This window comes from Streptomyces sp. NPDC034099 (assembly GCF_055575415.1).
In genome coordinates this window covers 630,755-648,071 of record NZ_JBVISR010000004.1, presented here as the reverse complement: position 1 = coordinate 648,071, position 17,317 = coordinate 630,755, and the positions used below count along the sequence as shown (strand labels likewise).

The following is a 17,317-nucleotide window of genomic DNA, read 5'->3' as shown; positions in this document are numbered from 1 at the left end:
TCGCGAAAGGAGGCCAGAGGGTGTCAGCGCAACGACTGGGAACCCTGCTGGTTCCCGTGCCGGGCCTGTCCGGCACCACTTACCCGCCCGGCACGACGGTGACCGTCCGTGGTCGCGGCGCCACCGTCGACGCCTTCGTCAACGGTGACTGGCTTCCGCTGTCGTGGTGGGAGTTCTCCGACGGACTCCGCGAGGACATCGCCGACCGCTAGCGGGCCGGGACTCCTCGGTCAGGAGGGCTCCTCGGTGGCCGGTCCCTCCTCGCGCTCGGTCAGCCTGGCCTTGAGCACCGGGCTGACGAGCAGGTCGTACACGAGGACCCCGACGACACCGCCGATGAGCGGGCCGACGATGGGGATCCACCAGTAGCCGCTGAACCAGTCGAAGGTGCCGGGCAGGGCGATGGCGCCCCATCCTTCGAAGAAGGTGAACAGGCGGGGGCCGAAGTCGCGGGCCGGATTGATCGCGTACCCGGCGTTGGTGCCGAAGGTGAGACCGATCGCGACGACGACGAGCCCGATGAGGAACGGGTGGAGGTTGGACATCGGAGCCGTGTTGCGGGTGTCGATGAGGGCGCAGATCAGCAGGAGCAGGATCCCGGTGCCCACGATCTGGTCGAGCAGGGGACCCCACCAGGAGTCTCCGAAGTACTCGGCGGGGAACGTGGCGAAGATCGAGTAGGTGTTCAGCGAGGTCTCCCGCGTCTCGCCCGCCTTGGTGATGGCCGCGTCGATCGCCCACCGGTAGCAGGCGTACACGAGCGCGGCGGCGACGAAGGCGCCCACGACCTGCGCGAGCCAGTACGGCAGGACCTTGCGCCACGGGAAGTCGCGCCGGACCGCGAACCCCAGGGTCACCGCGGGATTGAGGTGCGCTCCGCTGATGCCGCCGGCGACGTAGACGCCGAACACGACGGCCAGGCCCCATCCCCACGAGATGATGAGCCAGTTGGCGGGTCCGAAGTCCGCGGTCTGGCGTCCCGAGCCCGGCAGCCCGGCGACCGCGACGGCCACCGAGCCGACGCCGAACAGGATCAGGACGAACGTCCCCAGGAACTCGGCGCACATCTCACCACCGAGGCCCTTTCGATAACCGCGTCGATGAACAATGCGTTCGGCCACCGGCCCTCCTTCACTGGAACGGAACAGACCAATCCGCCCATACCCGGAAAAAGGCCGCTCGGATGCTCAACCGGGTGACTCCACCTGATGGCACGCGATATTCCCCCTCTATGGAGCAACGCCACACAGAAGCCCCGGGCCCGCTCGGCACCCGCCTCCACGCCGGGGCACGTCAGCCCCGTGGCCCAACCCGGGTGGCATCCGGGTCTCGCCTGCTCACAGCATGGGGCATGACCGAACCACCTAGCGGGTCCCCCGGTGGGACGCCGTACGACGACCGCGGGGTGCACGCCCGGTACGGGACGGCGCACGGCCCGGGTGCGGGGCGGCAGGAATCCGAGCCCGAGCCGGCCTTCGAGGGGCCGCTGCACCTGTTGTCCCGCGCCGCCTGGCAGACCGTGCTGTTCACCGGTGTCGCCTCGCTGGTCCTGGGCGTCCTGGTCCTGGTCTGGCCGGGCGCCTCGCTGCTCGCCGCCGGCGTGCTCTTCGGCCTCTACCTCGTCATCAGTGGCGTCCTCCAACTGGCCGCCGCCTTCGGCACGCACCGGCGGACCTCGCTGCGGGCGCTGGCCTTCATCAGCGGCGCGGTGTCGATCCTGCTGGGTCTGTTCTGCTTCCGCGGCCCCCTGCAGTCGGTGCTGCTGCTCGCGCTCTGGATCGGCATCGGCTGGCTGTTCCGCGGCGTCACCCAGATCGTGGCCGCCGCGCACGACCCGGCGATGCCCGCCCGCGGCTGGCAGATCTTCCTCGGTGCCGTCACCGTCGTGGCCGGCGTCGTCCTGATCGACTCGCCGGTCGAGTCGGCCACCGTCCTGATGCTGGTCGGCGGGTGGTGGCTGGTCGTCGTCGGCGTCGTGGAGATCGTCACGGCGGTGCGGCTGCGGGGGCGGGCGCGTCAGGTACCGCGCGCCCTGTGAACCGCCCGCCCTACGCCGAGCGGGCGGTTCTCGCCGCCGGTGCGATGGGCGGCGTACGCCGGGCGGGGACACGAGTGAGATGAGACCCGCCCCGCCCGCCGCCGCCCGCCGTGGCGCCTGCCTGCGGGCCCTGGTGCTGCTGCTCGCGCTGATCGTGCCCTGCACGCACGTGACGGTGCAGTCGGCACCGGTGACGGTGGTGGCCGGAGCGGGCGGGTCGGCGGGGGAGTACGACCATCTCGACTCCGCCGTGCGCGTCGTGGGCCGTACCGGCCGGCGCGCCACCGTGGTGCCGCCGGTCCCGCCGTCCTTCGTGGCGCGCCCGCCCCTGCGATTCGAGGCTCGTTCCGAACGGGCCGCGGCCCTTCCCCGCGGCCCGCGCTCCGTCGTTCTGCGCTGCTGACCGCGCCGGACCGGCCCCGGTGCCGGTCCCCCGCGGACAGGGACGAACACGTCACGCACCAGGAACGAGGAATCGCCATGCCCCACGACCCCTACGCCGTCCTGCGCGCCCTCCTGCGCGCCGAAGCCGCCCGCCGTACGCCCAAGCCCGGTTCCGCACCCCGGGAGGCCGAGGAACGGCGGCTCCCGGTGCGGGAACGGAGGCGCGGCTGACGGGAGCGTCCGGGCGGCGGGGGCGGGCACGCCCCGTCCCCGCCGACGGCGGAGTGCCGATTGATCCGGTTTACGGCGTCTTTTCCCGCGCCGCACTCCGGCGCCATGGCTGCGCCCGCAACGTCCGGGCCGGTAGGCTTTCCGTGTGATCTTCAAGCGCATCGGAAACGGCCGGCCGTACCCCGACCACGGCCGGGAAAGCACCCGGCAGTGGGCGGACGTCGCGCCGCGCCCGGTCCGCCTCGATCAGCTCGTGACGACCAAGGGCCAGCTCGACCTGGAGACGCTCCTGGCCGAGGACTCCACCTTCTACGGCGACCTCTTCGCGCATGTGGTGAAGTGGCAGGGCGATCTGTATCTGGAGGACGGTCTGCACCGGGCGGTGCGTGCCGCGCTGCAGCAGCGTCAAGTGCTGCACGCCCGCGTCCTCGAACTCGACTGACGGGCGCCGACGGGCTTCCGCTTGACCCTTTCGGGTTGCGTTGCGCCGAACCGCGGAACGTCGACTGATCATCTAATAGGCATCACCGCTCCGGCGCACTACGCTGCGCCCATGAGCATGCTGACTCCTCCCGGCATGGGTGGCCAGTACAAGATCACGGGGGACAAGTACCCGCGGATGCGCCCGGCCCGCCGACGTGGCCGCGTCGCGTTCGTCGCCGTCGCCTGTGTCACCGTTCTCGGAGTGCTGGGCTGGGGCACGCTGCAGCTCATCGACGTCTTCACCGGCGGCGACAAGGCCTCGGCGGCCGGTGCCGCGGGCTGTGTCACCACCGCGCGGGCCAGCGCCTCGCCGGCTGCCGCGGTGCTGCCGAAGCCCGGTCAGGTCACCGTCAACGTGCTCAACGCGACGACCCGCGGCGGCCTGGCGCAGAAGACCGCGGACGAGCTGAAGAAGCGCGGCTTCCGCGTGGGCGAGGTGAGCAACGCCCCCAAGGAGTACGACAAGAAGGTCACCGGCACGGGGCTCCTGCTCGGGCCGGCCGCCTCCCTGAAGGGTGCGCTCCCCGTGCTCGGCACGCAGCTGCCCGGCGCCGAGCACCGCGCCGACGCGGCCCGCAAGGGCGCCGCCGTCGACCTCATCATCGGCAACGGCTTCAAGGGGCTGGCGAACCGCGCGGACGCCGACACGGCGCTGGCCAAGCTGACCGCGCCGCGGTCGACGCCCGCCGCGGAGAAGAAGAGCTGCTGAGCGGGGCGCCGGGGTACTACTCGGCCGCTCCGTACATGCGGTCGCCCGCGTCGCCGAGGCCCGGGACGATGTAGCCCTGCTCGTTGAGGCGCTCGTCGACCGAGGCCGTCACGACCGTCACCGGGGTGCCGGCCAGCTCGCGCTCCATCAGTTCGACACCCTCGGGGGCGGCGAGCAGCACCACGGCCGTCACGTCGTCGGCGCCGCGCTTGATCAGCTCCTTGATGGACGCGACCAGGGTGCCGCCGGTGGCCAGCATGGGGTCGAGGACGTAGACCTGGCGGCCGGACAGGTCGTCCGGCATGCGCGTGGCGTACGTGGAGGCCTGGAGCGTCTCCTCGTCGCGGACCATGCCGAGGAAGCCCACCTCGGCGGTCGGCAGCAGCCGGACCATGCCGTCGAGCATGCCGAGACCGGCCCGCAGGATCGGCACCACCAGCGGGCGCGGGTGGGAGAGCTTGACGCCGGTGGTCTGCGAGACCGGCGTGTGGATGTCGACCTGTTCGGTGCGCACGTCGCGCGTGGCCTCGTAGGCGAGCAGGGTGACCAGCTCGTCGGCGAGACGGCGGAAGGTCGCGGAGTCGGTGCGCTGGTCGCGCAGCGTGGTGAGCTTGTGGGCGACCAGGGGGTGGTCGACGACGTGGAGACGCATGTCCCCCACAGTAACCGGGCGCCGTGGGGGCGGCGTCCCCGCGGCGGGCAAGGCCGCGGACCGCGGATCCACTCGTTCGCGGGCGTCAAACCGCCCGGCCGGGGGAAGGGGGGAGATACGGACGCTGGGTGGTGAGACTGTGCCTGACCGGGACTTCCACAACACGCCGTCCCCCGGCGGAGGGCGGGGCAGGGAACGCGGGGCCGAGCCGAGTGCGGTGCCCGAGGAGGAGCGGGAGCGCGAGGCGGAACGGCGTCGGCGCCGCGCCCAGTTCCTGCGCGATCTGGCGGAGGCCCGCCAGTTGCGGGACCGTGTGCAGCCGCGCCGCGTCAAGACCGCCCGGCTGCGGCACGCGATGCGCATGCGCACCTTCCGGTGGTAGTCCCTCCCCGGCTCCCGGGAGAAGTTCCTGACCCGGCCGGGGAAGATCGCGCGCCGCGCCGACGTTGGTGGTGACGGACGTACCCGGGGACCGCGAGAATCCGCGTACGATCCGCACGTGGCGGCGACGAGAGCGCTGCTGGGCGGCTGCCCGGGTACGCACCTTCCGGGACGCCGGTCAAAACAGCCGGACACAGGGCGCCGAAGACGTCCCCTGAGTGCCTTGTTTCTGCCACGATTCCGAGTGGGTGGGGCTCGGAGCACCGCTCCCCCGCCCGTAGCCTCCGCCGGGGGGATCCCCAACCGGCACGCCTAGGACCAGTGGGAGAGTCACGGTGTACTTCGCCGCACTGCTCGCGCGCACCGAAGACGGGTGGGAAGCGAGCGACACAGAGCTCGACGATGTGGAGACCCTGTCGGATCTTGCCGACCTGGCCCGGGAGGCCTCTCCCGACGAGGACACGGTGCTCGTGCTGATCGAGCAGGAGGACGCGTGGTTCGGAGTCGTCCGGGTGGACGGTGAGGAGGACCCTCGTATCTACGTCTCGGACGCCGCCGCGGCCGCCCGCAGCAGCTACGGCGAGATCCTGCTCACCGACGAGCTGCTCGGCCGGGAACCGGGTGACGCCGGCGACGACCTCGACGCCCTCGACCTCGACGGCACGGAGGACGGCGAGTCCGACGACGAGGAGGACGACGGCGACGGCGACGGCACCGCCGCGGCCGCCGGCTCGGGCGAGGCCGTGCCGCATGGGCCGGTCGGCGACGCCGAGGTCCTCGACGACCTCGGGGTGAGTGAGAAGGAACTGCGCTCGATGTCCGGGGACGCGGTCGGGGAGATCGCCGAGGCCCTGGGCGCCGCCGACGTCCTGGAGACCGTCCGCTGACCGCGCCGGCCGGTCAGTGGCCCGAGGAGGCACCGCCCGATCCGGTGCGCGACCGGTGGCGGGCCGCGATGCGGCTCGCCCTCGCCGAGGCCGGTCGGGCGGCGGAGGGCGGGGACGTGCCCGTCGGCGCCGTCGTGCTGGCGCCGGACGGCCGCACCGTGCTCTCCGCCGGGCACAACGAACGCGAGGCCACCGGGGACCCGACGGCCCACGCCGAGGTCCTCGCGATCCGGCGGGCCGCGGTGGAACTGGGCGAGTGGCGGCTGTCCGGCTGCACGCTCGTCGTCACCCTGGAGCCCTGCACGATGTGCGCGGGCGCGCTCGTGCAGTCCCGCGTGGACCGCGTGGTCTACGGCGCCCGCGACGACAAGGCGGGCGCGGCCGGGTCCCTGTGGGACGTCGTGCGCGACCGGCGTCTCAACCACCGGCCCGAGGTGATCGAGGGCGTGCTCGCGGACGACTGCGCCCGGCTGCTCACCGACTTCTTCCGCGACCGCTGACCCGGTCCGTACGGGGTGCCGGGACGGCTGCCCGTACGGCCGTTCGTCGGCCGCGATACCAATTTCTGAGCATGCCGTTCCGTGCTGTAAGGTCTGTCTCGGTAGCGTGTCCGAGCGGCCGAAGGAGCTCGCCTCGAAAGCGAGTGTGGCGCAAGTCACCGAGGGTTCAAATCCCTCCGCTACCGCTTTGCAAGGGCCCCGTCGAAAGACGGGGCCCTTCGTGCGATCATGAGCGACCGAAGGCGTGAGTCGAAAGGGACAGGGGAGGCCGCGGTGGCGGTGAACTCGAAGAAGATCGCCGTCTATGTGCTCGTGGTCTTCGTGCTGTACGTGATCATCACGGATCCGGCCAAGGCAGCCGACTACGTACAGATAGGTTTCCAGGGCATATCCGACGCGGCGGGCGCCGTGGGCGACTTCATGACCTGGGCCGCCAACGGAGGAGAGTGATGATCCGCCATCTCGTGCTGTTCAAGCTGAACGACGGAGTCGGGCGCGACGATCCGCGCGTCGTGGAGGGTGTCGAGGCCTTCCGGGCGCTCGGCGGACAGATCGACGACCTCCGCTTCTGGGAGTGCGCCTGGAACATCAGCGACCGGCCCATCGCCTACGACTTCGCCATCAACTCGGCGGTGGACGACACCGACGCCCTCAAGCGCTATCTCGAACACCCGGCGCACCAGGCGGGCGTCGCGCTGTGGCGGGAGTTCGCCACCTGGGTGATCGCCGACTACGAGTTCTAGTACCACCGCGGGCCCCTGAGCCCCCTCGGCCCGCGCCCCGGCCCCGCACCAGTCCGGTGCGGGGCCTTTCGCGTTCACTCAACACGACGTTATGCGGTGCTTGCACACAGTGGACATGTCTTGTGATGCTATGACCGCTTTTGACGGATGAGTTGACGGAAGAGTTGACAGATCACGAGGTGGAGTTGACCGTGCCGGCCAGTACTGCGCCTCAAGCACCGCCCGCGCCGCCCGCCCAGGCCCAGGAGGCCCCCGCGCCGCAGCGCAGCCGTGGTGCCGACACCCGGGCCCTGACCCAGGTGCTCTTCGGCGAACTGAAGGGCCTCACCCCGGGCACGCCGGAGCACGACCGGGTGCGCGCGGCGCTCATCGAGGCCAACCTCCCGCTGGTGCGCTACGCCGCCGCCCGGTTCCGCTCCCGCAACGAGCCGATGGAGGACGTCGTCCAGGTCGGCACCATCGGGCTCATCAACGCCATCGACCGCTTCGACCCGGAGCGGGGCGTGCAGTTCCCGACGTTCGCGATGCCCACGGTGGTCGGGGAGATCAAGCGGTACTTCCGCGACAACGTCCGCACGGTGCACGTACCGCGCCGGCTGCACGAGCTGTGGGTGCAGGTCAACGGCGCCACCGAGGACCTGACCACCGCCTTCGGGCGCTCTCCGACGACCGCCGAGATCGCCGAGCGGCTGCGCATCACCGAGGAGGAGGTGCTGTCCTGCATCGAGGCGGGACGGTCGTACCACGCCACCTCGCTGGAGGCCGCCCAGGAGGGCGACGGGCTGCCCGGCCTGCTCGACCGGCTCGGCTACGAGGATCCGGCGCTGGACGGGGTCGAGCACCGCGACCTGGTGCGCCACCTGCTCGTCCAACTCCCCGAGCGGGAGCAGCGGATTCTGCTGCTGCGCTACTACAGCAACCTCACGCAGTCCCAGATCAGTGCCGAACTCGGCGTCTCCCAGATGCACGTCTCACGGCTACTGGCGCGTAGTTTCCAGCGGTTGAGGTCCGCGAACCGGATCGACGCGTAAGCTCGGCGGGGACTCCGAGGGAGTCGAAAGCGCGAGCGAGGGGTCACCGACGAGAGCGAATCGCTCACCAGGGCCGTTGCGGACGGAATCGGGCTGAAAGCCCATCAGACCCCCTGTTTCCAGGGGGTATTCGCATCTCAGATGTCGACATGTCACTACAGCGCGTTGCCGACATGTGACATTCTGCCGGAGACGCGTTTGCGGGAGCTTCGGCTCCGGTATTCAGGTGAAGGCTGCGTTCCCGGCGTGGGAGCGTGTGCCGCGACCGTCCCGCGACCCAAAGGGGGTGGCATGTCCGCAGAACAGGGCAGCTCGAAGGTGCTCGCGCTCGCGGAGAGCGAGACCGCGCCCGACTCGATCGAGGCGCTCGCCGTCGTCGAGCCCGTCGGCCCCATCGACTCCGTCGGCCCCGTCGACGGCACTCAGGCCGGCGACGCCGTGCCGGACCTCGACGCCGTGCCGGCCCAGGCCCTTCCGGCCACGGGGGCCATCGACACCCGCACCCTGTCCCGCTCCCTGTTCCTGCGGCTCGCCGCCCTCGACGAGGACAGCCCCGAGCGTGCCTACGTCCGGGACACCCTGATCGAGCTCAACCTCCCGCTGGTGCGCTACGCCGCCGCGCGCTTCCGCTCCCGCAACGAGCCGATGGAGGACATCGTCCAGGTCGGCACCATCGGCCTGATCAAGGCGATCGACCGCTTCGACTGCGAACGGGGCGTGGAGTTCCCGACGTTCGCCATGCCGACCGTCGTCGGCGAGATCAAGCGGTTCTTCCGCGACACCTCGTGGTCGGTGCGCGTCCCGCGCCGCCTCCAGGAGCTGCGCCTGGCCCTGACGAAGGCCAGCGACGAGCTGGCGCAGAAGCTGGACCGCTCCCCGACCGTGGGTGAGCTGGCCGCCGTCCTCGGCGTGTCCGAGGAGGACGTCGTCGACGGCCTCGCGGTCGGCAACGCCTACACCGCCTCCTCGCTGGACTCACCGGCCCCGGAGGACGACGGCGGCGAGGGCTCGCTGGCGGACCGCCTGGGCTACGAGGACACGGCGCTGGAGGGCGTGGAGTACCGCGAGTCCCTCAAGCCGCTGCTGGCCAAGCTGCCGCCCCGGGAGCGGCGGATCATCATGCTGCGCTTCTTCGCCAACATGACCCAGTCGCAGATCGGCGAGGAGGTCGGCATCTCGCAGATGCACGTCTCCCGGCTGCTCACCCGCACCCTGTCGCAGCTGCGCGAGGGTCTCATCTCCGACTGAGGCCCGCACCGGGACGGCCGGCAGGACAGCGCGGCGACCGCCGCGGCACCTCGGGGGTGCCGCGGCGGTCGTCTTCGTCCGCGCCGGTACCGGCCGGAGGGGCCCGGTGCCGGGTACTACCGGAGGGGCCCGGTGCCGGTTCTAGCCGAGCGCCAGCCAGGCGACGGCCGCGACGACGATCACGGCGGCCACGATGCCGACGATCAGGCCGACGCGGGGCCCGGACGAGGCGGCGGGGGCCGCCTGCCGGCTCTGCGGGGCGTCGTCGACGAACGCGCGGAACATCTGGGTGCTGCCTGCGGGGTCGTTATTGCCCTGGGGGCCCTGGGTGTTAGCCATGGGCCGAGACACTAGCGAATCCGCGAGTGCGGCCCAAGTGCGGGGCCGCCCAGCCCCCTTGACCCGGCCCACCCCTTACCACCTGCGCATTTACTTTCGCAATACTTGCCTTTGCCAACTTTTTATGCCGCACCGACCGATTTTGTTTGCCTGTAGCAACTAACTGATCCTATGGTTGCCCTAAGCAACGAATCGGGAGGTGCGCATGGCCGAGAGGGCGCAGTACGAGGAGCTGATCCGCCAGTTCAGCGCCTTCGGTGCCGTGAAGCGGGAGATGGGACGGCTGCTGCCGTCCGACTGTCCCGGCGGGTCCGTCGCCGTACTGACGCTGCTCGGCCGGCACGGGGACATGCGCATGAGCAAGCTCGCGGAGCTGCTCGCGGTCGACATGTCGGTCACCAGCCGCCACGTCGCCCACGGCGCCGAGCGGGGCTGGATCGAACGTCTTCCCGACCCCGCGGACAAGCGCTCGCGCATCCTGCGCCTGACGGCCGCCGGGCAGGACCAGCTCGACGAGATCGCCGAGCGGACCACCCAACTGCTCTCCCACCGCCTGAGCGACTGGTCCGACGACGAGGTCGGCCAGCTCTCCCGGCTCATGGCCCGCCTCAGGGCCAGCTTCGACGACTGCCGGGCCCCCGCGGCCCGGCCTCCCGCACTGTCCGGGGACGAACAGTCCACCCGTACACCCGCGATCACCACGTAAGTAAAGGAAGTCCATGGCAACGACCACACCAGCCGGTGTGCGGGCTCATGCCAAGCACGGGGGAGGCTCCTCCGGAGACGCTCCGATGACGCACCGGCAGATCATGGAGGCATTGTCCGGGCTGCTGCTCGGCATGTTCTGCGCGATCCTGTCCTCGACCATCGTCACCAACGCCCTGCCCGAGATCATCGGTGACCTCGGCGGCGGCCAGAGCGCCTACACCTGGGTCGTCACGGCCTCGCTGCTGACGATGACCGCCTCCACCCCCCTGTGGGGCAAGCTCGCGGACCTGTTCAGCAAGAAGGCCCTGGTCCAGATAGCCCTGATCGTCTACGTCATCGGCTCCGTCGTGGCCGGTCTGGCGCAGAACCCCGCGATGCTGATCACCGCGCGGGCCATCCAGGGCCTGGGCGCCGGCGGTCTGTCCGCCCTGGCGCAGATCATCATGGCCGCGATGATCGCCCCGCGTGAGCGCGGGCGCTACTCCGGCTACCTCGGCGCCACCTTCGCCGTCGCCACCGTCGGCGGTCCGCTGCTCGGCGGCGTCATCACCGACACCAGCTGGCTCGGCTGGCGCTGGTGCCTCTACGTCGGCGTGCCCTTCGCGATCCTCGCGCTGATCGTGCTGCAGAAGACGCTGCACCTGCCGGTGCTCAAGCGGAAGGTCAAGGTCGACTGGGCCGGCGCCTTCTTCGTCACCGCGGCCGTCTGCCTGCTGCTCGTCTGGGTCACCTTCGCGGACGACAAGTACGACTGGATGTCCTGGCAGACCGGCGCCATGGTCGGCGGCGCGGTCGTGCTGACGCTGCTCTTCCTGCTCGTCGAGTCGAAGGCCAGCGAGCCGATCATCCCGCTGCGCCTGTTCAAGAACCGCACCATCACCCTGGCCTCGCTGGCCTCGCTGTTCGTCGGTATCGCGATGTTCGCGGGCACCGTCTACTTCAGCCAGTACTTCCAGCTGGCCCGGGACAAGTCCCCGACCATGTCGGGTGTCATGACGATCCCGATGATCGGCGGCCTGTTCATCTCGTCCACGGTCTCCGGTCAGATCATCACCAAGACCGGCAAGTGGAAGGGCTGGCTGCTGGCCGGCGGCGTGCTGCTGACCGCGGGCCTGGGCCTGCTCGGCACCATGCGCTACGACACCCCCTACTGGCACATCGGCATCTTCATGGCGCTGATGGGTCTCGGCGTCGGCATGATGATGCAGAACCTGGTGCTCTGCACGCAGAACCAGGTGGACCCGAGCGACCTGGGTGCCGCGTCCTCCACGGTCACCTTCTTCCGGTCCCTCGGTGGCGCGGTGGGTGTCTCGGTGCTCGGCTCCGTGATGTCGACCCGGATCAGCCACTACGCCTCGGACACCATCGGCTCGCTCAGCCCGCAGGAGCAGGCGGCGGCGGCCAAGGCCTCCGGCGGCGGCTCGATCCCCGACATGGACCTGCTGCCCCCCGGCATCCGTGAATGGCTGGAGAGCGCCTACGGGCACGGCATCGCGGACATCTTCCTGATCGTCGCGCCGATCGCCCTGCTCGCCTTCCTGGTGACGCTGTTCATCAAGGAGGTCCCGCTGCGGACCAAGGGCGCCCTCGCCCAGGCCGCGGAGTCCTCGGCCGAGTCCTCCCCGCTGGTGGCGGGCACCCCGGCGGAGGCCGTCCGCGTCGCCGACGAGCCGGTTCCGGCCGCCGCGATGGCGTCCGTGTCGGCCTCGCCGGCCGGTGATCCGGCCGCCTCGGCGGTCTCGGACACCTCGGCCGCCCCGGCCACCACGCAGCGACTGGCCGCCGTCGCCACGACGACCGGCTCCGGTGAACCGCAGGCGCCCGTCTCCGGCGGCATCGCGGTGCGCGGCTTCGTCCGCGGCGCCGAGTCCGCGCCGGTCCCGCAGGCCGCGGTCACGCTGATCTCGCTGGCCGGCCGCCAGCTCGGCCGGTCCGTCGCCCAGGCCGACGGCTCCTACGCCGTCGACGCCCCGGGCGCCGGGTCGTACGTGCTGATCGCCTCCGCCGACGGCTTCCAGCCGCAGGCCTCCACCATCGTCGTCAACGACGAGCCGGTCGCCTACGACATCCTGCTCAGCGGCACCAGCGGGCTCACCGGCCTGGTCCGTGCCGTGGAGAGCGGGCTGCCGGTCAAGGACGCCATGGTGATCGTCACCGACGTGCGCGGGGACCTGCTGGCCAGCGCCGCCACCGGTGAGCAGGGCGAGTTCGCCTTCACCGAGCTGGTGCCGGGCCCGGTGACCGTCGCGGTCAACGCCGCCGGCTACCGGCCCCGTGCCCTGCCGCTGGAGGTGGGCGGCACCGGCGTCACCCGCGTCGAGGTCGACCTCCAGGCCGGGGCCCAGGTCCAGGGCGTCGTGCGGGCACCGCACGGTCCGCTGGCCGACGCCCGGGTCACCCTGGTGGACGCGGCGGGCAACGTGATCGGCACGGCCACCACCGGGGCGGACGGGGCGTACGCCTTCACCGACCTGGACGCCGGTGAGTACACCGTCATCGCGACCGGCTACCCGCCGGTGGCCACCGCCCTGACGGTCGCCGGACCCGGTGCCGACGGTCACGACATCGAGCTCGCCCACCCCGGCGAGTAGCAGAACCCCGGCCCGTGGTGGCGTGCGCGCTCTGAGCGGAGGTGCGCCCGCCCACCACGGGCCGGTTTCTTTACGACCACTTTCTGAGCCTTTGCAGGGAGAAAACCGGATGGGACTGACCGCGAGGATCCGAACGCGGGACGGATGGGCCGTGTCGCACGCGGTCGTCACGGTGACCGACATGACCGGCACGCAGGTGCTGCGCGCCGAGGCGGACACCGAGGGGGCCGTACGGGACACCACCGAGCTGACGCCGGGGGCGTACACCGTCATCGTCACCGCGGTCGGCTACGCGCCGGCCGCCTCCAGCGCGATCGTCACCGCGAGCGGACGGGCCGAGGTCGGCACGGTGACGCTGGCCCGCCAGGGCGGCACCGAACTGCCGCCGCCGGGGCCGTGGACGGTCGACCCGGCGCACTCCGGTGTCGCCGCCGTCGCCCAGCACCTGGGCATCTCCAGCGTGCGCGGCCGCTTCACCGACTTCACCGCCACCGTCGAGATCGCGCCGGACGACGTCACCAAGTCCCGGGTGGAGGCGGTGATCCGGGCGGCCTCGATCGACACCGGCAACGGCATGCGCGACACCCACCTGCGCTCGGCCGACTTCCTGGACGTCGAGCGCTACCCGGAGATCACCTACCGCTCCACCGGAGTGAGCGAGGCCGGTCCGGACCGCTGGACCGTCCACGGCGAGCTGGGCCTGCACGGGGTCGTCCGCGAGGTCGACCTGGACCTGGCCTACCTCGGCACCGGCGCCGATCCCTGGGGCGGCACCCGGGCGGCCTTCCGGGCGACGACGGAACTGCACCGCGAGGACTTCGCCATGAACTACAACCAGGTCGTCCAGGCCGGCATCGCCGCCATCGGCACGACACTCAGGGTCGAGCTGGACATCCAGGCGGTCCAGGGGGAGTCACTGCCCGCGGTGTGACGCACCGCCGGTCGCCCGGGCCACCACCTGGGCGCACAGGTCCCGGAGCTTGACGTTCCGGTCCTGTGAGGACCGGCGCAGCCGCTCCATGGCCCGGTGGGCGTCGATGCGCTCCCGGGCCATCAGCATGCCGACCGCCTGGTCTATGACGCTGCGGGAGAGCAGGGCGGTGCGCACGTCGGCCGCCGAGGCCCCTTCCCGCTCGATGCGCAGGGCCTCGTTCACCGCGTCCGCGGCCCGCTCCGCGAAGGCGCCGGCCGCGTCCAGTCCCTGGGCCAGGGAGCCGGGCTCGATGCCGTAGAGGTTGAGCGCGGCGCCCGTCTCGCCCTCGACGGCCAGCGGCAGCGCCAGCACACAGCGCGCGCCGGTGGCCAGCGCGTACTCCGTGTACGCGGGCCAGCGGGTCTCGGTCGCCAGGTCCGGGGAGTACTGCGCGCTCCCCGTCTCGGCGGCGTCCACGCAGGGGCCCGAGCCGTTCTCGTACTGGCGCAGGTCCAGGCCGCTGGGCAGGCCGGTGCTGCCCGCCAGCGTCATCAGCCGGTCGGCGCGGCGCACCGTGACCGAACAGGCGTCGGCGCCCGGCACCTGCTGGACCGCCCGGTCGGTCAGGTCACGCAGCAGGGTGTCCAGGCCCTGGGTGCGGGCGAGGGCGTGGTCAAGCGTCTGCGTGCTCGGGTCCGTGGCCGTGGCCGTGTCCGTGATCTGCGGGGTCATGACCGTACGGATGTCCCCTCACCGTTCGGTCACACCTCGTCCACCAGAGGCGGAGTTCGCGTCGACGATGCGGCGGGCCAGGTCGCGCAGCTTCACGTTCTCCCGCTGCGAGGCCTTCACCAGGGAGTCGAAGGCACCGGCCGCGTCGATGTCCAGCCGCTCCATCAGGATGCCGGTGGCCTGACCGATCAGGTCCCGGGTGCGCATCGCCTCGGTGAGCTGCTCGCGCACGGTCGCCGAGTCCAGGGCGAGGGAGACGTGCGCGACGAACAGCCGCCCGACGCGGGTGGCGTCGTCGTCGAAGGCCTGCGGCTTGCGGGCGTAGGCGGTCAGCACGGTCAGGCGGCGCCGGTCGGCGCGCAGCCGCAGGGACAGCGCCGAGCGCAGGCCGAGTCCGGACAGGACGTTGCCGCCGCCGTCGGCCTCGCTGTCGTCCGTGCGCACCACGGGCGTGGTCCACAGGCGCTCCCAGTCCGGGTGCGGGGTGTGGCCGCCCTGCCGGGGCTCGGCGGCGAAGCGCACGGCCTCGTCGGTCCAGGCCAGGGTGCGCAGCCGGCCGCCGCGCTGGATCTCCGAGATGCCCGCGTGCTCGGCGTCGGGCAGCAGGCGTACCGCCAGAGAGACGGCGGTGTTCATGGTGTCGTGGGGGGTGCCCGTCCCGTGCAGGTGCTGAGCCGCCGCGGTCAGCGCCTCGGCCAGCTCGAAGCCCACCGGAAAACGCGGCAAATCAGTAAATTCGGACGCAGCCACCACGAACCTCTTCGGCAAGCGCGGCCTCACGGCCGTGCGCAGGAGAGCTCCGCAGCACATTCCCGACTGCGAGCACAGGACGAACAGCACTTTAGCTGCTCGGTTGCGTGCAGGTGACGCTCGGTCGGCGGACCGGGCGGACGGTGCGCCTTCCGCGCCGCCCCGCGGCATGGTGGAATGGGCAGCGGGTCAGGAAGCGGCCCGGCCGGAAGCCCGACGGACGTCTGTCAGGTGAGTGCTGTGACCTTCCCTCCCCAGTCCTGCGAACCGTGTGAGCCCTGTGATCCACCCGGGTGCGCCGTACTCGCGATGCCCAGCGAGATCGACTTCTGCAACGCCTCGGGGCTGCTGCCCCTGATCACGACCGCCGTGGAGCAGCGCTCCGACGGACTGCGCCTGCTCGTCCTGGACCTCTCCGCGACCCGTTTCATGGACTCCCAGGGGGTCCGTCTGATCGCCGCCGTGCGCCACCGGCTGCCCGACGGGGCCCTGCTGCGCGTGGTGGCCGCCCCGAAGGGCGTGCCGAGCCGCGTCCTGGAACTCTCCGGACTCCGCCGCGACGTGCCGGTCCACGACAACCTCGCGGAGGCGCTGCGCACGGAGTGCGGGACGGCGCCCTAGGCTGGCGGCATGGCACCGAACATCGCGACGAACACCCGTGTCTCCCTGGCCGAGTTGCTGGACTTCGTACGCCCCCGGCACCGGGCGATCCTGTTGACCCGGCGGGCCGACGGCAGCCCGCAGGGGTCGCCGCTGACCTGCGGGGTCGACGACGCCGGCCGGATCGTCGTCTCGACCTACCCCGAGCGGGCCAAGACCCGCAACGCGCGCCGTGACCCGCGGGTCAGCCTCATCGTGCTCAGCGACGAGTGGAACGGCCCGTGGGTCCAGGTCGACGGCACCGCGGAGGTCGTCGACGCGCCCGACTCCGTGGAGCCGCTCGTGGAGTACTTCCGCAACATCTCCGGCGAGCACCCCGACTGGGACGAGTACCGGCAGGCCATGGTCGAGCAGGGCAAGTCCATCATCCGGGTGACGCCGGAGAAGTGGGGACCGGTGGCGACGGGCGGGTTCCCGGCGCGGCTGGCGGCGGACGACTGAGGGCTCTCGGCCGGGGCGCGTGAGGGCCCTCGGCCGGGGCGCGTGGGGGCCCTCGGCCGGGGCGCGTGAGGGCTCTCGGCCGGGGCGTGCGACCGGCGCCCGGTCAGTCCCGTCCGACCATGGCGTCGATGCCCGCGACGAGCAGGTCGAGGGCGAATTCGAAGTCCCGGTCCAGCATCTCCGCGACGGTGTCGCCGCCCCGGGCCGCCATGATGTCCTGGGCGTCCTCGATGACGCCCGCGGTGTCCGGCAGCTCGGTCGCCGCGCTCATCGAGTCCTGGTAGTACTCCTCGGGGCTCAGCCCGGTGTCCGCCACCCGGGCGAGGAAACGGCCCTCGATGGTGCCGTAGCCGTAGACGAACTGGAAGACGGCGGAGATGGCGCCGGTCAGACGGTGCGCGGGCAGCCCGCTGCGGCGCACGACGTTCTGCACCGACCGGGAGAACGCCAGCGAGTGCGGCCCGATGTTGAGGTAGGTGCCGACCAGCCGGGACGTCCAGGGGTGGCGCACCAGCAGCGCCCGGTTCTCCCGGGCCAGCGCGCGCAGCTCCTCGCGCCAGTCGAGGCCGGCGTCCGGGTCCGGGTGGCGCAGCTCGCCGAAGACGGCGTCCAGGGCGAGTTCGAGCAGCTGGTCCTTGGTGTCCACGTACCAGTACACGGACATCGCGGTGACGTTCAGCTCGGCGGCCAGGCGACGCATGGAGAACCCGGTCAGGCCCTCGGCGTCCAGCAGCCGGACGGTGACCCCGGTGATCCTGTCCCGGTCGAGCCCGGACGGCTGGCCGCCACGGCGCCCACCGCGCCGCCCCTCCCCCGACAGCCACACACTGTCCCGCGGCCCCTCCCGCCCTGCCTTCGCCATGCGCACCTACCTCGCTCTCGCCCTCACCGGTCAT

24 protein-coding genes and 1 tRNA gene are annotated in these 17,317 nt (G+C 71.7%); 19 read left to right on the top strand and 6 right to left on the bottom strand.

The window, feature by feature from the left end; genetic code table 11:
- Positions 1-20: 20 nt before the first annotated feature.
- A complete protein-coding gene (locus tag ACZ56V_RS15475) occupies positions 21-212 on the top strand; it encodes a hypothetical protein (protein WP_030190387.1) in 192 nt (63 codons plus the stop codon).
- An 18-nt stretch (positions 213-230) separates the two neighbouring features.
- Here the strand turns inward: ACZ56V_RS15475 and ACZ56V_RS15470 are convergent, their stop codons facing one another.
- Positions 231-1,067, bottom strand: coding sequence for an MIP/aquaporin family protein (locus tag ACZ56V_RS15470; RefSeq protein WP_398911747.1), 837 nt, complete (start codon positions 1,065-1,067; stop codon positions 231-233).
- Positions 1,068-1,351: 284 nt separating this feature from the next.
- Here ACZ56V_RS15470 and ACZ56V_RS15465 point away from each other — a divergent pair, with 284 nt between their 5' ends.
- The 5 genes from ACZ56V_RS15465 (at position 1,352) to ACZ56V_RS15445 (ending at position 3,845) form a co-directional block, all read left to right on the top strand.
- Positions 1,352-2,038 (top strand): HdeD family acid-resistance protein, encoded by a 687-nt coding sequence (locus tag ACZ56V_RS15465; protein WP_468942563.1) that lies wholly within the window; start codon positions 1,352-1,354, stop codon positions 2,036-2,038.
- 79 nt (positions 2,039-2,117) lie between these two features.
- Positions 2,118-2,441: a hypothetical protein gene (locus tag ACZ56V_RS15460; RefSeq protein ID WP_468942560.1), complete on the top strand. Its 324-nt coding sequence runs from the start codon at positions 2,118-2,120 to the stop codon at positions 2,439-2,441.
- A 77-nt stretch (positions 2,442-2,518) separates the two neighbouring features.
- Positions 2,519-2,653 (top strand): hypothetical protein, encoded by a 135-nt coding sequence (locus ACZ56V_RS15455; protein WP_274543298.1) that lies wholly within the window; start codon positions 2,519-2,521, stop codon positions 2,651-2,653.
- A gap of 145 nt (positions 2,654-2,798) precedes the next feature.
- A complete protein-coding gene (locus ACZ56V_RS15450) occupies positions 2,799-3,095 on the top strand; it encodes a type II toxin-antitoxin system VapB family antitoxin (protein ID WP_003999914.1) in 297 nt (98 codons plus the stop codon).
- Between the two features lie 135 nt (positions 3,096-3,230).
- Positions 3,231-3,845 (top strand): LytR C-terminal domain-containing protein, encoded by a 615-nt coding sequence (locus tag ACZ56V_RS15445; RefSeq protein ID WP_356370443.1) that lies wholly within the window; start codon positions 3,231-3,233, stop codon positions 3,843-3,845.
- Positions 3,846-3,861: 16 nt separating this feature from the next.
- Here ACZ56V_RS15445 and upp read toward each other — a convergent pair whose 3' ends face one another.
- A complete protein-coding gene (gene upp, locus ACZ56V_RS15440) occupies positions 3,862-4,497 on the bottom strand; it encodes a uracil phosphoribosyltransferase (protein WP_104634999.1) in 636 nt (211 codons plus the stop codon).
- Between the two features lie 139 nt (positions 4,498-4,636).
- Here upp and ACZ56V_RS15435 point away from each other — a divergent pair, with 139 nt between their 5' ends.
- From ACZ56V_RS15435 to ACZ56V_RS15400, 8 genes are all read left to right on the top strand, one after another.
- Positions 4,637-4,879 carry a hypothetical protein gene (locus tag ACZ56V_RS15435; RefSeq protein ID WP_398911222.1) on the top strand — a complete coding sequence of 81 codons (243 nt, stop codon included), beginning with the start codon at positions 4,637-4,639 and terminating at the stop codon, positions 4,877-4,879.
- 334 nt (positions 4,880-5,213) lie between these two features.
- A complete protein-coding gene (locus tag ACZ56V_RS15430; protein WP_104635001.1) occupies positions 5,214-5,765 on the top strand; it encodes a tRNA adenosine deaminase-associated protein in 552 nt (183 codons plus the stop codon).
- A 68-nt stretch (positions 5,766-5,833) separates the two neighbouring features.
- Positions 5,834-6,265 (top strand): tRNA adenosine(34) deaminase TadA, encoded by a 432-nt coding sequence (gene tadA, locus ACZ56V_RS15425; protein ID WP_398911748.1) that lies wholly within the window; start codon positions 5,834-5,836, stop codon positions 6,263-6,265.
- 100 nt (positions 6,266-6,365) lie between these two features.
- A tRNA-Ser gene (locus ACZ56V_RS15420) sits at positions 6,366-6,450 on the top strand.
- Between the two features lie 88 nt (positions 6,451-6,538).
- Positions 6,539-6,715 (top strand): hypothetical protein, encoded by a 177-nt coding sequence (locus ACZ56V_RS15415; RefSeq protein WP_052836888.1) that lies wholly within the window; start codon positions 6,539-6,541, stop codon positions 6,713-6,715.
- Positions 6,715-7,008 (top strand): Dabb family protein, encoded by a 294-nt coding sequence (locus ACZ56V_RS15410; protein ID WP_398911226.1) that lies wholly within the window; start codon positions 6,715-6,717, stop codon positions 7,006-7,008. The genes ACZ56V_RS15415 and ACZ56V_RS15410 overlap by 1 nt, the downstream gene beginning before the upstream one ends.
- A gap of 191 nt (positions 7,009-7,199) precedes the next feature.
- Positions 7,200-8,039, top strand: coding sequence for an RNA polymerase sigma factor SigF (locus ACZ56V_RS15405; RefSeq protein ID WP_398911227.1), 840 nt, complete (start codon positions 7,200-7,202; stop codon positions 8,037-8,039).
- A 291-nt stretch (positions 8,040-8,330) separates the two neighbouring features.
- Complete coding sequence (locus tag ACZ56V_RS15400) at positions 8,331-9,287, top strand: RNA polymerase sigma factor SigF (protein WP_398911228.1); 957 nt, start codon at positions 8,331-8,333, stop codon at positions 9,285-9,287.
- 141 nt (positions 9,288-9,428) lie between these two features.
- On the opposite strand, the gene ACZ56V_RS15395 is transcribed toward ACZ56V_RS15400, so the two are convergent.
- On the bottom strand, positions 9,429-9,626 hold the full coding sequence (locus ACZ56V_RS15395) for a hypothetical protein (protein ID WP_052836884.1): 198 nt from the start codon (positions 9,624-9,626) through the stop codon (positions 9,429-9,431).
- A 205-nt stretch (positions 9,627-9,831) separates the two neighbouring features.
- Between ACZ56V_RS15395 and ACZ56V_RS15390 the strand changes: the two genes are divergently transcribed.
- The 3 genes from ACZ56V_RS15390 (at position 9,832) to ACZ56V_RS15380 (ending at position 13,856) form a co-directional block, all read left to right on the top strand.
- On the top strand, positions 9,832-10,332 hold the full coding sequence (locus ACZ56V_RS15390) for a MarR family winged helix-turn-helix transcriptional regulator (protein WP_356370383.1): 501 nt from the start codon (positions 9,832-9,834) through the stop codon (positions 10,330-10,332).
- 85 nt (positions 10,333-10,417) lie between these two features.
- Positions 10,418-12,925 carry an MFS transporter gene (locus ACZ56V_RS15385; protein ID WP_467378615.1) on the top strand — a complete coding sequence of 836 codons (2,508 nt, stop codon included), beginning with the start codon at positions 10,418-10,420 and terminating at the stop codon, positions 12,923-12,925.
- A gap of 109 nt (positions 12,926-13,034) precedes the next feature.
- The gene (locus tag ACZ56V_RS15380) at positions 13,035-13,856 is read left to right on the top strand and encodes a YceI family protein (protein WP_398911233.1); all 822 of its coding nucleotides are present in this window, start codon (positions 13,035-13,037) and stop codon (positions 13,854-13,856) included.
- Here ACZ56V_RS15380 and ACZ56V_RS15375 read toward each other — a convergent pair.
- Both ACZ56V_RS15375 and ACZ56V_RS15370 read right to left on the bottom strand, forming a co-directional pair.
- On the bottom strand, positions 13,839-14,570 hold the full coding sequence (locus ACZ56V_RS15375; RefSeq protein ID WP_468942551.1) for an ANTAR domain-containing protein: 732 nt from the start codon (positions 14,568-14,570) through the stop codon (positions 13,839-13,841). The two genes, ACZ56V_RS15380 and ACZ56V_RS15375, sit on opposite strands and share 18 nt — an antisense overlap.
- An 18-nt stretch (positions 14,571-14,588) precedes the next feature.
- Complete coding sequence (locus tag ACZ56V_RS15370) at positions 14,589-15,338, bottom strand: ANTAR domain-containing protein (RefSeq protein WP_468942549.1); 750 nt, start codon at positions 15,336-15,338, stop codon at positions 14,589-14,591.
- 222 nt (positions 15,339-15,560) lie between these two features.
- Between ACZ56V_RS15370 and ACZ56V_RS15365 the strand changes: the two genes are divergently transcribed.
- Both ACZ56V_RS15365 and ACZ56V_RS15360 read left to right on the top strand, forming a co-directional pair.
- The gene (locus ACZ56V_RS15365; RefSeq protein ID WP_467378620.1) at positions 15,561-15,941 is read left to right on the top strand and encodes an STAS domain-containing protein; all 381 of its coding nucleotides are present in this window, start codon (positions 15,561-15,563) and stop codon (positions 15,939-15,941) included.
- Positions 15,942-15,950: 9 nt separating this feature from the next.
- Positions 15,951-16,421, top strand: coding sequence for a PPOX class F420-dependent oxidoreductase (locus tag ACZ56V_RS15360; protein WP_398911241.1), 471 nt, complete (start codon positions 15,951-15,953; stop codon positions 16,419-16,421).
- Between the two features lie 103 nt (positions 16,422-16,524).
- Here ACZ56V_RS15360 and ACZ56V_RS15355 read toward each other — a convergent pair whose 3' ends face one another.
- Complete coding sequence (locus ACZ56V_RS15355; protein WP_398911243.1) at positions 16,525-17,283, bottom strand: TetR/AcrR family transcriptional regulator; 759 nt, start codon at positions 17,281-17,283, stop codon at positions 16,525-16,527.
- Positions 17,284-17,317: the final 34 nt, after the last annotated feature.

Excerpts from the sequence above, each read along its gene's own strand:
- tadA (WP_398911748.1), top strand. The coding sequence starts at position 5,834 with ATGCGGCTCGCCCTCGCCGAGGCCGGTCGGGCGGCGGAGGGCGGGGAC.
- ACZ56V_RS15410 (WP_398911226.1), top strand. The coding sequence starts at position 6,715 with ATGATCCGCCATCTCGTGCTGTTCAAGCTGAACGACGGAGTCGGGCGC.
- ACZ56V_RS15355 (WP_398911243.1), bottom strand. The coding sequence starts at position 17,283 with ATGGCGAAGGCAGGGCGGGAGGGGCCGCGGGACAGTGTGTGGCTGTCG.
- ACZ56V_RS15400 (WP_398911228.1), top strand. The coding sequence starts at position 8,331 with ATGTCCGCAGAACAGGGCAGCTCGAAGGTGCTCGCGCTCGCGGAGAGC.
- upp (WP_104634999.1), bottom strand. The coding sequence starts at position 4,497 with ATGCGTCTCCACGTCGTCGACCACCCCCTGGTCGCCCACAAGCTCACC.
- ACZ56V_RS15395 (WP_052836884.1), bottom strand. The coding sequence starts at position 9,626 with ATGGCTAACACCCAGGGCCCCCAGGGCAATAACGACCCCGCAGGCAGC.
- ACZ56V_RS15460 (WP_468942560.1), top strand. The coding sequence starts at position 2,118 with ATGAGACCCGCCCCGCCCGCCGCCGCCCGCCGTGGCGCCTGCCTGCGG.
- ACZ56V_RS15375 (WP_468942551.1), bottom strand. The coding sequence starts at position 14,570 with ATGACCCCGCAGATCACGGACACGGCCACGGCCACGGACCCGAGCACG.
- ACZ56V_RS15445 (WP_356370443.1), top strand. The coding sequence starts at position 3,231 with ATGGGTGGCCAGTACAAGATCACGGGGGACAAGTACCCGCGGATGCGC.
- ACZ56V_RS15390 (WP_356370383.1), top strand. The coding sequence starts at position 9,832 with ATGGCCGAGAGGGCGCAGTACGAGGAGCTGATCCGCCAGTTCAGCGCC.
- ACZ56V_RS15385 (WP_467378615.1), top strand. The coding sequence starts at position 10,418 with ATGACGCACCGGCAGATCATGGAGGCATTGTCCGGGCTGCTGCTCGGC.
- ACZ56V_RS15380 (WP_398911233.1), top strand. The coding sequence starts at position 13,035 with ATGGGACTGACCGCGAGGATCCGAACGCGGGACGGATGGGCCGTGTCG.
- ACZ56V_RS15465 (WP_468942563.1), top strand. The coding sequence starts at position 1,352 with ATGACCGAACCACCTAGCGGGTCCCCCGGTGGGACGCCGTACGACGAC.
- ACZ56V_RS15470 (WP_398911747.1), bottom strand. The coding sequence starts at position 1,067 with ATGTGCGCCGAGTTCCTGGGGACGTTCGTCCTGATCCTGTTCGGCGTC.
- ACZ56V_RS15455 (WP_274543298.1), top strand. The coding sequence starts at position 2,519 with ATGCCCCACGACCCCTACGCCGTCCTGCGCGCCCTCCTGCGCGCCGAA.
- ACZ56V_RS15360 (WP_398911241.1), top strand. The coding sequence starts at position 15,951 with ATGGCACCGAACATCGCGACGAACACCCGTGTCTCCCTGGCCGAGTTG.